The organism is Massilia sp. METH4 (genome assembly GCF_037094685.1).
In the GTDB taxonomy this organism is placed as follows: domain Bacteria; phylum Pseudomonadota; class Gammaproteobacteria; order Burkholderiales; family Burkholderiaceae_D; genus Rugamonas.
This window is the reverse complement of sequence record NZ_CP146614.1, coordinates 3,605,514-3,618,520: the sequence shown is the minus strand read 5'-3', so window position 1 is coordinate 3,618,520 and position 13,007 is coordinate 3,605,514. Positions and strand designations below refer to the sequence as shown.

Sequence of the window (13,007 nt, the reverse complement as noted above, 5' to 3'; positions counted from 1 at the left end):
GCGAAACACTGTTTCGAGCCGACGGCCGCGGACAGCAGCGCCGCATCCGATGCGCCGTTCAACTATGCCTGCACCAGCTTCTTCGGGCGCGTGCCGAGGGACTTGCGGCCCACGACACCGGAGCGCACGACCTGCACGAAGTTGCGCAGCATCTTGCCGTTGCCGATCACGCGCTGGAATACCGCTTCCAGTTGCGGCGCGCGCCGCGCCGCCAGCACGGCGACCAGCAGGGCCGGCATATCCTTCATGAATCCCGCTTCGCGGGCATACAGCGCCACCTTGGCGATGTAGTCGTCGTCGATATCCGCACACAGCGCCAGCACGGCCGCCAGCTGGTCTTCGGCGTTCGCGTAGAACGTCGTGTTCAGGCAGCCGGTCGCCGCGTACTGGGCCAGCTGGTGGCGGGGCGACAGCACGTAGGCGGGCGCATTCTCGGCATTGGCCGCATTCGCCGGAGGCAGGAAGATGCCCTTGATGGTTTCGAACAGTTGCGGGTTCATGGTGCGTTCCATTTTTTTTGTTTGACATCCCATGTATTGCAACAGCCGTGCCAGGGCATGGCCTTTTTCTCAACCATTTGATTTCATTGACATTTAACTTTTTGCGTACAGAATACCCCTGCGCGACTGTCGTGTAGAATTATCTTTTTGGATAAGCCTTTATACGCATGAAAAAGACGGTCATCATCGGTTTCGTCGGCACGCAGCTCGACAATGCACGCGGTGCCACGCGCTGGGAGCGCTGGCGGCCAACGGTGGCGCTGACGCAGCACGAGGATTTCATCGTCGACCGGCTCGATCTTCTTCACACGGACAATGCGGGTCGCCTGGTCAAGGAGGTCGCGGCGGACATCGCCGCAGTGTCGCCGGAGACGGCCGTGGTGCCGCACCTGTTGCCGATCGACGATATATGGGACTTCGAGCGGGTGTATGCGGCGTTGTTCGACTTCGCCAAGCGCTACCCCTTCGATCCGGACCGGGAGGATTACTGGATCCATATCACCACCGGCAGCCACGTGGCGCAGATCTGCCTGTTCCTGATGACGGAGGCGCGCTTCTTCCCCGGCCGGCTCGTGCAGACTTCCCCGCCCCGGCCGCAGGGCAACGGGCCCGGCCAGTACACGCTGATCGACCTGGACCTGTCGCGCTATGACCAGATCGCCCAGCGCTTTTCGCGCGAGCAGGAAGAAGGCGTGGCGTTCCTGAAGTCCGGCATCGCTACCCGCAACGCCCGTTTCAATGCGCTGATCGAGGAAGTGGAACGGGTCGCCGTCCGCTCGCGCGCGCCGATGTTGCTGATGGGGCCCACCGGCGGCGGCAAGTCCTTCCTGGCCCGGCGCATCTACGAATTGAAGAAGACGCGCCACCAGCTGGACGGCAAGTTCGTCGACATCAACTGTGCCACGCTGCGCGGCGATGGCGCCTCGTCCACGCTGTTCGGCCATGTGCGCGGCTCGTTCACCGGCGCGACGTCCGACCGGCCCGGCTTGCTGCGCGCGGCGCACAAGGGCCTGCTGTTCCTGGATGAAATCGGCGAGCTGGGGTTGGACGAACAGGCGATGCTGCTGAAGGCGATCGAGGAAAAGCGCTTCCTGCCGGTGGGCAGCGATACCGAGGTGCGCAGCGAGTTCCAGCTGATCGCCGGCACAAACCGCGACCTGGGGCTGGAAGTGCGGGCAGGCCGGTTCCGCGAAGACCTGTATGCGCGCATCAACCTGTGGACCTACGAACTGCCCGGCCTGGCCGAACGCATCGAGGATATCGAACCCAACCTTGCCTACCTGCTGGCCGAGCACGGGCGCGAGAACGGCCAGCAGGTGCGCTTCAACAAGGAAGCCAGGGAGCACTACCTGCGCTTCGCCACGTCGGCCGCCGCGCCATGGACGGGCAACTTCCGCGACCTCGTGGCTTCCGTCACGCGCATGGCCACCCTGGCCGAGTCGGGCGTGATCACCATCGCCACTGTGACGAACGAGATCGTGCGGCTGAAGGCGCTGTGGCGCCACGCCGGCCTAGCGCCGGCCGGCGATGTCGACCTGGGGATGGTGCTGGGCGAGGACGCGGCGGCGCAGCTCGACCTGTTCGATGCGCTGCAGCTGCGTGCGGTGATCGGCGTCTGCCGGCAGTCACGCACCCTGTCCGACGCGGGCCGCAAGCTGTATGGCGTATCGCGCGAGGCGAAGGCCAAGCCGAACGACGCCGACCGGCTGAAAAAATACCTGGCGCGCTTCGCGCTCGATTGGGAAGCCGTGCAGGTGTAGGCGCGCCGTCAGGGAAACACGAACGACTTCACCAGCGTCAGCTCGCCCGGCGCGCGCAGCGGCACGCGGAACACCTGCTGCTTCTCGCGCGGCGTGTTCTCGTTCGTGATGATGGCCACCTGCGCCACCGTCAGCGCCTGGCGCTCCTCGCCGCTGCCGTAGTAATTGACGTAGACGTGGTAGTTGCCTTTCGGCGGTGTCGCGCTGGAAAAGATTTCCGGGCCGTAGCCGGTCGTCACGTCCACGTCCAGCGCCCCACCATCCCTGAGCACGCGGCTGCCGTACCAGGCGTGGCCGCCATCCGGCGTCACCACGTGCAGGTCGATGTCGGTGCCCGGGCTGTCCCACGACAGCACCACGCGCAGGCGCGCCTGCGTCTTGCCCGCGTAGGCGTCGACGAACTGGCTGCGCGCCCGCGCGGTGCCGTCGGGGGCACGCACTTCCACGCTGTTGGCGCCGCTACCGAAGCCGTACGGGCGGCCGAACGTACCATCCTCCTGCACTTCCAGCGGCATCGCCACGCCGTTGACGACGAGCGTGGCGGGCTTGCCCTTGTGCGCGCCGGCGATGCGGCCGCGAATCTGCGCCGTCTCGCTCTGGCCCGGCTGCAGGTTCACCCGGTTGGCGGGATAGTTGACGCCCTGCGTGTATTGTTCGCGGGCGCCGGCGGAGTTGCGCCAGCCGCCTTTCGGCGATTCGATGGTGACCTGGGCCGTGGCGGCCAGCGGCAGAAGAAGCAGCAGGTGCGGCAACAGCGGCGGCAATCGGTACGAAGGCATGGTCATGGCTTAGAACTTGAAGGATTTCACCAGCGTCAGCTCGCCGATGCTGCGCAGGGGGACGACGAATTCCTCGCGCCGCTCCCGCGCCGTGTTTTCGTGGAAGACCAGCGTGATGCGCGTGGTGATGATGGGTTGCTGCCGTGTCGATTCGTCGAAATGGTAGCCGGATCCGCCGAAGTTCCCCCAGTAGTTGATCCATACCTGGTAGGCACCGCGTTGCGGCGCCGTCATCACGAAATTCTCGGGTCCCGGCCCATCGACCGTGTCGGCATCGAGCCCACCGCCATTGCTCAGCGCGGGATGGGCCCAGAAGGCATGCTGGCCGTCCGGCGTGACCACGTGCAGGTCGACTTCTGCCTGGTTGTCGTCCCAGGCCGCGATCACGCGCAAGACGGGCTGCGGGCGGCTGCGGTCGGCCTCGTAGAACTGTACGCGCTTGATCCCGCGGCCATCCTGGCCGCGGATTTCCACGCTGTTGGAGCCGGAGCCGAACGAGTAGGCGCGCGCATAGCGACCGTCGCTGTCGGTATACAGCGGGGTGGGGTTGCCGTTCACGACCAGCTTGGGGAACGGCCGCTTCTCGCCCGCCTGGGTCAGGCGGCCGGCGATCATGCGCCGGTTCTTCTGGCTGCCGCGGTCGATCAGCGAATAGGGATAGTTCCTGGTTAACTCCTGCGACTTGTCCGTCAGGCCGGCGCGATTCCAGCCGCCGGCGGGCGTGGCCAGCGCGTGCTCCTGCGCGATCGCGGCCGCCGGCAGTGCCAGCAACGCCAGCAATGCCAGTAACGTGGTCGAAGCGCATGCGGTGCGCGGTATCATGGTGCCTCCGGATTCAGGTCGGCCAGCCGCCGTGCGAGCTGCTCGACATAGGTTTCGTCCTGGCCGCGCGGATGACGGCGCAACCCGATGTGCAGGTACTCGTGGGCCAGCGTGATGCGATCCTCGCGCGTGGCCAGCGGCCGCATGAAGATGCGGTTGCGCGATTGTTCCGAGTACGGCGCGCCGAAGGCCAGCGCGCATACGCCCGGCAGCTCGGCCGGCCGCTCGTAGCCGGCCTCGGCGCGCAGCATGCGCTCCCAGCGCGGCAGCGCATGCGCCAGCCACTGTTCGTTCTTTTGCAGGCGCGTGCAGGTGGTGCCGCTGTTGCCGGCGATCGTGAGCGCGGCACGCGGCCATGCGGTGGCAAGCAACTCATCGAAACGGCGCCCTTCGCGCGCGTGCCGCTCCGCCTGCGTCCAGGCGAGCGTATCCGGCGCCGCCGCGTCCCGGTGGTATCGCACGGTGGCGCCGTCGATCACCAGCTGGTCCGTCCAGCGTGCCGCTTCGAGCGCGGCCGCCGTGGCGGGATTCGCGCTCACGCGCTGCGTGGCGCTGCTGTCGGCGATGCGCTGGCAGCCGGCACCTTGCCGGGCATTCTGCTGCAGGTAGGTACGCGCGGCAACCGCCAGCGCCCGGGCGGCCTCCGGCTGCGCGGTGCTGCCCTCGCGGTCCACCACGCGCGCCACGTATTCGTTGACGGCAAAGCGGCCGCGCACGCGTGGCCTGCCGGCGTCATCGCGGTGCAACAGCATCTCGCCGTTGCCCTGCACGGCCAGCGTGCTGCCGTTCTCGAAGCGCACCACGTGGCGGCCCTGCAGCGGGCCCTCCGCCGCCGACCCGGCGAGCCCGCGCACGCTGCGGATCGGATAGCGCGCGAAGAAATCGACTTCGACGCAGCCGCTGTCCCCCGGCCTGGCCGGCGGCAGCGCGGCCGCCAGGCGCGGCACCCACTGGCGAATCACGCCTGCACTCGCGCCAGGGCCCCCGAACCACACGGGCGTGCCATCGGCCAGCCAACCGGCGGCGCCGCCCAGGCGCTGCCCGGCGCCGCCACGTTCGGCGGTTTCATGCCACGAGAATGTCTTGACGCGCAATTGGCTGCCGAACCAGCGCACCGTATCGGTACCGCGCCCGTCGAGCACCACGCGCAGCAGCGCACTTTCCGCCACCGCCCGCGGCTCGGCCGGCACGCTGTCCAGTGCGCGCAACAGGCTGTCCAGCCGGACGGTGCGCTGCGGTACCAGTGCATCGGGCGTGGCGAGCCACGCCAGTTCGCCGGCCGGGGCGCCGCCCAGCCGTTTGCTCCACCAGGCTCGCCACGGTGCGGCGCCGATCATCAGGCGGCGTGGCGCGAAGAAAGGGCCGCACGATTGCGCCAGCGCCGCGTCACGCTCGACGGACTTGCCGGCGTCGCAGCAGTACACCTCTTCGGCATCGCGGCCGGTGCAGCGGTAGGCCGGCAGCGGCGTGCCCGTATCGACCGCGTACACATAGACGAACAGCTTCCACACGCTGCCCAGCGGAACCTGCCGGCTGCCGTCGAACGGCCGCGGCGGCACGCCGCCGTCGCGCAATTGCCTGACCTGCACGCGCCCTTCCTTCCACCAAGCCACGTCGAGCGTGGCCGCCGCCGACAGCAGCGGGACCGACAGCAGGGGGACCGGCAGCAGCGCGGCGGCCAGCGTGCGCCGCATCATTCGACCTTCAGCGTGCGCCGGGCGGCGCCGTTGCCTTCGATCGCCTTCTGCTCCGGCTGGTACACGCGGTAGTAGCGCGCCGGCGGCAACACGTAGCTGCCCTTCTGCGCAAAGCGCAGCAGGTGGCGCACCACGGTTTCGCCGGCGACCGGATCGACCGGCACGGCATAACCGTCCGGCCGGTCGGCATGACGGGCACGTTCCAGCGGGGTGGGCGGCTTGCCTTCGAGCGCGATGCCCCAGGTGGTGGGTTCCACGCCGGCGCCCGGCGGCAGCGGCACTTCCAGCACGCCGAAGCGGTGCTGCGCGCCGGCGGCGGGCTTCAGGCGGATTTCGTCCAGGTACAGTTCATCCGTGCGCAGCGCTTCGCCGGGCTTGACGAGTTCCATCGCGTAGCCGTCATTGCCACGCTTCATGCGCAGGATACGGCGCTCCACGGCTAGGGGCAGCGTGGCCGTTTCCGCCGCGCGGCTTTCATACTGCACCACCGCGACCGTTCCGGCCGGTGCGGCAGCTGCCAGCGCCAGAGCGTCCGGCAGCGCCTTCGCATCCACCCAGCGCCACTGCGCCTGGCCTGCGGCGGTCTCGATCTTGCGCCATGCCCCTTGCGGCACCATTTCGGCACCTTTGCCGAAGCTTGCGCCTCCCAGCTTCTTCTGAACCCACAGCAGCGTGAGCGCCCGGTCCATGGTCGGCATGTCGCCGCGCACCGCGGCAAGGACGGCTTCGGCCTGGCTGGCGGGGGCCTGGCCGGCCAGCATCAGCAGGGCCTGGGCGAGCGGCGCCGGCGTCTCGCGCAGCACCTGCCAGGCGGCACCGATCCGTTCCTGCAGCGCCGGCGCGGCCACGATACCGTTTTCCGCCGCCACCACCGACACCAGGCCCAGAGCGAGTGCCTGCGCGGCGGCGTCGTCGCCGCCCAGCACCATGCTCGCCGTGAGCGCACGCGCCTGGGGCTTTGCCGGCGCCGGCATCGCGGCCGTCACCTCGTCGACCAGGCCGGAAGCCAGCGTCTTCGTCGGCAGGCCCATGTCATGTGCCATCCACAGCGCGAGCGCACGCTGGCCCATGCCCTCGTTCGGCCCCTTGTCGCCATACACCTTCAGCAGGTTTTCCCAGTGCTCGGCGGGCAGGTCGATCTTCAGCGCGCGCGCCGCGTACCAGTCGGCGTAGTAGGCATAGGCCGTCATCAGGGCACTGTCCTGCGTGCCGTCGCCCCACCAGCCGAACACGGCGTCCGGCCCGGCCATCGAAACGAGGCGCAGCCGCTGGTTCTGCAGGCTGGCCAGCAGACGGTCGCGCAGGCCGGGGGTATCGGGCGGCAGGCTGTTCGCCGCCATCGTCAGCGGGATGATGCGGCTGGCGGTCTGCTCGACGCCGCCATAGGGATAGTCGATCAGGTCGTCCGCGATGCGCGCGAAGTGCCCGGCGGCGCCCTGCGCGAACGAGACGCGCACGTTACGCGCGTCGGCCGGCAGCTTCAGCGGCGTCACGGCGCCCGCCAGCGGCACCGACAGCGCGCGCGGGCTGCTCCAGCCTGCCGGCTGCACCTGCAAGGCGCTGTCGAGCGCATCGACGACACGGCCACCCTGCCGCACTTCCAGGCGCAACTGGCCGCCAGCGCCGTTCAGCGGGAATGCCACGTAGTTCACTCCAGGCGCGGCATCGATCTTCTGCGTCCTGGCGGCGCCGCCGGCAGTCAGCATGACGTCGAGCGACGCCTTGGCGCCGCTCTGGTTGAACACGGCGACCGTGGCCAGCGGCGCGTCGCCGGCACGCATCCAGCCCGGCGCGGTCCACTTCGCATAGAACGACTTGTCCGAGCGCAGGTAGCCGGTGCGCTGGCCGACACGGCCCTGCGCATCCATCGCGCGGCCCGTGATGCGCCAGCGCGTCAGCGCATCGGGCATCGTGAACGTCACGCGCGCGCGGCCGTCGGCATCCGTCTTCAGCGATGGCGCCCACAACGCGGTATCGACATTGTCGCGGCGCGGCCGTTCCAGCACCTTCACCCCGCGCTCGTTGTAGTTGTGGCGCGCGGGCACTCCGCTCAGCCGGCCCTGCGCCATGTCGTAGCTGATGAACGACAGGCTGGCCGTGGTGCGCACATTGTTGCGGCGCGGGTGGTAGAAGAAGTCCGCGATGTCCGGCGCGATCTCCGGCTGCAGTACATAGATCATCTCGTCCACGACACCGAGCGCCACCAGCGTCGACACGGGTTTGCCGTCGAGCGTGGCGGTGATGTCCAGGGTGACCTTCTCGCCGGGCTGGTACACCTCCTTGTCGGTGGCGAACTGCAGGGCGATGCGCGGCTCGACCACTTGCAGGCCGGCGTTCTCGAACACGAACTCGCCGTTGCGCACGGTGGCGACGGAGAACGTGACGTTCGGTCCATGCTCCTCGCGTACGGGAATGCGCACGCGCCACTGGTTCGGTGCCACGCGCCGTGCCTGGAACCACGCGCCGCCGCCGTTCAGCAGGCCATGGTTTTCCACCTTGTCGCGCTCCAGCGTCAAGAGCGCCTGGTCGGCCGGGGCGGAGAAGGTGATCAGTGCCTCGGCCGTCTCGCCGGCGCGATAGCGCGCGCGGTCCAGCACGATCTCGATGCTGCCCGGCGTTGCCTTGACGCCGGCACCGCTGACCCAATGGCTCGTGGCCGCCACGAGGTTGCCCCGCTCGTCGCGCAGGCTCAGTTGGTAGGAGCCGGAGGCGGGGAACTTCACGTCCCACGTCTTCGCCGCGCTGTTGAACGCTCCCTCCGTCTTCGTCTGCGTTTCGAGCTGCACCATCTCCCATCGCGTCGGCTTCGCCCCGCCCTGCCCCTGGGCAGCGATATCGAAGCGCACCACCTGGCCCGAATCGGAGAATTGCCGCGCCGCCTTCAGCTGGTAGGTGGTGGCGGAGCGGGCGATGAGCAGTTCGCGCGTGGTCTTCACGCGGTAGGCGGCGCCATCGGTCGCCAGCACGGTGAGGATGTAGCGCGACGGGTCGGCGGCAGGCGGCAGCGCGAAGTCGGCGTTGCCGCTGCTGTCGGTCTTCAGTTCCTGGGTTGCCAGGTCGACCGGGAACAGGCCGCCGTAGCGCAGCTCTCCCTCGACGAGCGTATTCTGCTGACCGCGCAGCGACAGTGTGAGCGTGGCATTGCGCACCGGCTTGCCGTCGGCATAGCGCAGCGCAATCGTGCCATCCACCTTCTCTCCCGTCTTGAACTCGGGCCTGGATGGCTGCACGCTGATCTCGAAATGCGGCTTGATGTATTCGGCCACGCGGAACGCGGCGCCGTACAGGCCGCCCTGGTAGCTGAAGCGCAGCTCGTAACCGCCCGCGCCCGCCTGTTCGGGCAGGCGGAAGCGCGTTTCGCTGCCCGTTTCCGGCGACAGCTGCAGCGTTTGCGTGAGCAGCGGCGTACCGTTCGGGTCATATACGGTCAGGCCGATCGGCGCGGCTGCCGCAGCTTGCGAAGCGCGCGCGGACGTGAACTCGCGGCCGAGGAACTTGACGTTGACTTCGTCGCCGGGCCGGTACAGCGGGCGGTCGGTGACGGCGTACAGCTTGGTGTTGTAGATCTCGCTGTCATAGTAGAAATTCTCGGATACGAACACGCCGCCGTTGCGGTCTTCGCCCAGCACGTACGTATGTTCCGGGCTGCCCCGCTCGAGCGACGCGACGCCGTCCGCGCCAGTGGCCCCCGACTGCAGCACGCCGGTGCCGTCCGTCCACACCACATTCGTGCCCGGCACGGCGGCGCCATTGTCGCGCCGCGCGCTCCACACCAGCATCTGGCCGGACGAGACCTTGGTCACGGCCACGGTATCCGACACGAACACCAGCGTCGTGGCGCGGTGCTCGCCGATGATCGCCTCGACCAGGTACAGGCCGGGCTTGCGCTTGCCGATCGGGATCATCAGGTTGCCCGGCCCGGTGGCAATGAACTCGCTGCTGGAGCCGTCCAGCTTCACACCCTTGGGCGGCTCGATCGGCTTCGCTTGCCAGATCGGATAGCGGAAGCGGTCCACCATCTCGAAGCCCTTCAGCGGCTTGTACTGCGGGTTGTTCTCGAAGGTGGCCGGCCGGCGGATGGCTTCGCTGGTGGCGAGTTTCGGCTGCGTGTCGGTGACGGCCTTGCGGGCATCGGCCGAGAACAGCTGGCGCCAGATCAGGCGCGACTGTTTCCACCAGCTGTCCCACAGGTAGCGCAGCGTATTGGCCAGCCCTTCGCCCTGGTAGTTGCCTTCGACCTGCACGCGGTGCAGGTTGCGCTGCTTCTTCAGGAACTCCAGCGGCGCGGGCACCCGGTACACGACAATGTCGGCGCCCGAGTAGGCTTGCAGGTTCATGCGCGCCATGTCGCGGCCCGGCACTTCGAGCCGCACGCGCGCCTCTTCCGCCGAGCCGAAGCCCGTGTCGGCCAGCAGGAAGAACGGCTCGCCCTTGAGCGGCACGTAGTTACTGGGCTCATTGCGCGGCTCATTGCCCGACTCCTGCGCGGCAACGGTGCCCGGTCCCGCCATCAAGGCAGCCCAGGCGACCAGCACACAAAGCTTCAGGACAAGAAGGAAAGCCGGAACACGCCGGCAAAGTTGGGATTGTCGACCGTCGGTTGCCACCGCGTGTCCTTCCACATCGTTAGTTGTTGAACATCGACGGTCCGCAGACCGTTATCCTTGGGCGTGACCGTGCCCGTGTGGTATGCGATGCGCGCCCCCATCCACACCATCAGGTGCTGCTCGTCACCCTGGTCAAAGAACAGCAGGTCGCCGGGCAGTGCCATGCCGAGTTCGCGGGAAACGAACCTGCTGTTGTTCTGTACCAGCGCGAGGGCCGTCACGAAGTGCCCCACCTTGCCGTCCGATTGCACCCAGCGATTGCGCAGCGCTGCCTGCTCCGGCGTGAGGCCGAGCTCCGGCGGCAGGCGCCGGTCCGTACCGATGCCGTTCGCGCGCAGCCACTTCGCGTCGTGCACGGCAAGGGCCTCGTTGACGGCAAAGCGCACGAGGCCTGCGCAATCGCGGTGCTGCCAGCGGGGCGAAGGCCCGCGTTCGAGTTGGGCGGTGATGATGCGCAGCATCCATGCCTGGAACGCCCGGGATTGCGCCTGCGTGAGCCGCACTTGCGCGTCCCGCGGGCCTTTCAAGGCGAACGCGGGCGCCGCCGCGGTGGCGAGGACTGGCGCAGCCAGCATGCGCAGGCAGCGGCGGCGGGCACCTACCGTTTGACTTCCTGCCATTCCAGCGGCTCCCAGGCGATACCGGAGGATGGCAACTGCTTGAGCACCATCCGGTAAGGCGGATATTTCTTGAGGGCTTCCAGGCGCGGCACCAGGTGCTCGTCCGCCGCCGCGCGCAGGATCGGTTCCTGGCTTTGCGGCAGGCTGCCGAATGCCTCGGTCTCGATCAGTTGCGCCAGCGATGCCGGCGCGATGACACCGATGGTGCGCGTCGCATCGGCCAGCTTGTCGGCCACGGCGGGTGCCTGCTTGCTCCGCACCGCCAGCACGCGGTCGACGAGCCGCCCGTCCGCGGAGAACACGACGAGGTTGCCGGCCATGGCCAGGGTCGGCTGTGCTTTGCCCTGGCGTGTCGCCACGGTCCGTTGCCAGCGCATGACACCGCCGTCGGCCTTGCCCGCGGCAGCGTCGCCCTTGCCGCCGACAGTCGCCTTGAACAGGTCCGCCAGCAGGGCCTCCGCATTCGCGGCCGCCGGCGCGCGCGTGGCGACGAAGACCGGCGTGTGCAGGCGCGAACCGCCATACCAGCATGCCGCGGCTGGGCCACTCATCTGTTCAGCCAGCGGCAGCAGCGGCGCCTCGCTGTCGATCTTCTTGAGCACCGGCTGCATTGCCGCCCAGTCGGCGGGCACGATGAAGCAGGCGCTGGGATTGTGCGGCAGCACTGGCCACAGCGCGGCGGCGTCGTAGCCGCCCTTATTCAGCTTGCCCGCGTCCAGCAGCGCATGCGAGGCCCATTTGCCCTTGCTGAAGTCGAAGCGCAATGCGTCGATGGCACCGAAGAATGGCTGGTAACCGAACGACAGGTAATCGGCCTTCACGGCGATGCTGTGGCCATCGACAACGCCGCGCCCGAGGCGGAACTGGTCGTGGAAGACGCGCTGTCGCGCCCCATCCTTCGATAGCAGATCGACCACGGCCTTTTCGGCCGTGTCATCGGCTTTCGCGCCATCCTCGCCGCCGTAGAGCATCCCTGGATGGGACAGGATCACGAGGCGGTCGCGGTGTGCAGCCAGCAGCAGCGTGCGGTCGTATGCATAGTCCAGCGCGAACACCTTGACCTCGTCGCCATCGACCGACAGTTCGCCAGCGATGCGCATCTGGCTGTCCTTCAACGCGACCTTGCCGGCTTCCTCGACCAGGCGGGTGAGCTGGTTGCGCGAGACAGCAATGGCGAAGTGTTTGAGGGAACCATCCGCGTCTCGCCACAGGGCCACGTCCGCCGGCTGGTCGAGCACCACGCGCAGCAATTGATCCCCCCAGCCCAGCTCGTGCTCGTAAGCGATGCGGCGCAAGCTGCCCTTCAGGCCAAGCCGGTCTTCGTTCTGCTCGTAATAAAATACGAAGTCCTCGCGCAGCACATCGCGGGCCAGCGGAATCTTCAACATGTCCCGCGGCAGCGCGGAAAGGCTTTTCGTGACGATCAACGCGTCGGGCTTCGACAGGTCGAGCCCCAGGCTATTGGCCGGCCCCGACCAGTGCGCCCAGCCGAACGAGCGGTAGGCCACCAGCGCAGCAGCCACGACCGCCACGCCAGCGGCAGCTTTGATCAGCGTTTTCTTTTGCATGACACGCCCGTGGATTGAAACTTGAAATAATTAATTTCTAATTTTACCACACTTTAATTGCACCCAGGTAACTATTGATATGCAAGCCGTGGAACCTCTCAAGGGTCCGGGCGTTTATTCGAGTTCAGCGAGCATATCGCTGGGCGGCATGGGGCATGCCGTGCATTGCTCAATGTGCGGATGATTGACTTAGAGCGCCTAACAAAACCCCCATGGCTGCGTTGCAGCGTCTCGCCGTACAGGTGTACTGCCTTCGACGCCGCGCCTTGCCCTGCGGGTTTTGTTAGGCGCTCTTAGGCGGCTTTTTACAATGGCGCGCGTCGGGACGGGTGTTTCAAGGAGCACCGCTCCCTGCCGGCGTAGCGGATTGGGCTCGCAAACCCATGCTCCTCCCTGACCGCGGGGTTTGCACTTGGGGTGAAGTTCCCTTTTGTGACCCGCAAATGAAAAAAGCCCGCAGCGATCACGCTACGGGCTTTTCTCGGAATAACAGCCTGACGATAACCTACTTTCACACTGGTTGCAGCAGTGAGGTCGGGCAGTGCCCGGCCGAACGATCGGCGCATTCGACAGCTCGAAGCGGAGGGTGGGCACGGATGAGACGGAAGCAGAAAATGGAAAAAGCCCGCAGCGATCACGCTACGGGCTTTCTCG

8 protein-coding genes are annotated in these 13,007 nt (G+C 67.5%); 1 reads left to right on the top strand and 7 read right to left on the bottom strand.

From position 1 onward, the window contains the following. Window positions 1-62: 62 nt before the first annotated feature. Window positions 63-500: a hypothetical protein gene (locus V6Z91_RS15845; RefSeq protein WP_338758530.1), complete on the bottom strand. Its 438-nt coding sequence runs from the start codon at window positions 498-500 to the stop codon at window positions 63-65. Between the two features lie 167 nt (window positions 501-667). Between V6Z91_RS15845 and rtcR the strand changes: the two genes are divergently transcribed. Beyond that, window positions 668-2,260: an RNA repair transcriptional activator RtcR gene (rtcR, locus tag V6Z91_RS15840; protein WP_338758528.1), complete on the top strand. Its 1,593-nt coding sequence runs from the start codon at window positions 668-670 to the stop codon at window positions 2,258-2,260. Window positions 2,261-2,268: 8 nt separating this feature from the next. On the opposite strand, the gene V6Z91_RS15835 is transcribed toward rtcR, so the two are convergent. The 6 genes from V6Z91_RS15835 to V6Z91_RS15810 are packed head-to-tail and all read right to left on the bottom strand — an operon-like array spanning window position 2,269 to window position 12,353. After that, the gene (locus V6Z91_RS15835; RefSeq protein WP_338758526.1) at window positions 2,269-3,045 is read right to left on the bottom strand and encodes a DUF2135 domain-containing protein; all 777 of its coding nucleotides are present in this window, start codon (window positions 3,043-3,045) and stop codon (window positions 2,269-2,271) included. 3 nt (window positions 3,046-3,048) lie between these two features. Next, window positions 3,049-3,861: a DUF2135 domain-containing protein gene (locus V6Z91_RS15830; protein ID WP_338758524.1), complete on the bottom strand. Its 813-nt coding sequence runs from the start codon at window positions 3,859-3,861 to the stop codon at window positions 3,049-3,051. After that, the gene (locus V6Z91_RS15825) at window positions 3,858-5,558 is read right to left on the bottom strand and encodes a DUF2300 domain-containing protein (RefSeq protein WP_338758523.1); all 1,701 of its coding nucleotides are present in this window, start codon (window positions 5,556-5,558) and stop codon (window positions 3,858-3,860) included. The genes V6Z91_RS15830 and V6Z91_RS15825 overlap by 4 nt, the downstream gene beginning before the upstream one ends. Next, complete coding sequence (locus tag V6Z91_RS15820) at window positions 5,555-10,093, bottom strand: alpha-2-macroglobulin (protein WP_338758521.1); 4,539 nt, start codon at window positions 10,091-10,093, stop codon at window positions 5,555-5,557. The genes V6Z91_RS15825 and V6Z91_RS15820 overlap by 4 nt, the downstream gene beginning before the upstream one ends. A gap of 8 nt (window positions 10,094-10,101) precedes the next feature. Then, window positions 10,102-10,785: a DUF1175 family protein gene (locus V6Z91_RS15815; protein WP_338758519.1), complete on the bottom strand. Its 684-nt coding sequence runs from the start codon at window positions 10,783-10,785 to the stop codon at window positions 10,102-10,104. After that, window positions 10,764-12,353: a DUF2138 family protein gene (locus V6Z91_RS15810; RefSeq protein ID WP_338758517.1), complete on the bottom strand. Its 1,590-nt coding sequence runs from the start codon at window positions 12,351-12,353 to the stop codon at window positions 10,764-10,766. Before V6Z91_RS15810 ends, V6Z91_RS15815 begins: the two co-directional genes overlap by 22 nt. Window positions 12,354-13,007: the final 654 nt, after the last annotated feature.

Bases quoted from the DNA above. Each gene is read 5' to 3' on its own strand.
- V6Z91_RS15845 (WP_338758530.1), bottom strand. From the start codon at position 500: ATGAACCCGCAACTGTTCGAAACCATCAAGGGCATCTTCCTGCCTCCG.
- rtcR (WP_338758528.1), top strand. From the start codon at position 668: ATGAAAAAGACGGTCATCATCGGTTTCGTCGGCACGCAGCTCGACAAT.
- V6Z91_RS15815 (WP_338758519.1), bottom strand. From the start codon at position 10,785: ATGGCAGGAAGTCAAACGGTAGGTGCCCGCCGCCGCTGCCTGCGCATG.
- V6Z91_RS15825 (WP_338758523.1), bottom strand. From the start codon at position 5,558: ATGATGCGGCGCACGCTGGCCGCCGCGCTGCTGCCGGTCCCCCTGCTG.
- V6Z91_RS15835 (WP_338758526.1), bottom strand. From the start codon at position 3,045: ATGACCATGCCTTCGTACCGATTGCCGCCGCTGTTGCCGCACCTGCTG.
- V6Z91_RS15810 (WP_338758517.1), bottom strand. From the start codon at position 12,353: ATGCAAAAGAAAACGCTGATCAAAGCTGCCGCTGGCGTGGCGGTCGTG.
- V6Z91_RS15830 (WP_338758524.1), bottom strand. From the start codon at position 3,861: ATGATACCGCGCACCGCATGCGCTTCGACCACGTTACTGGCATTGCTG.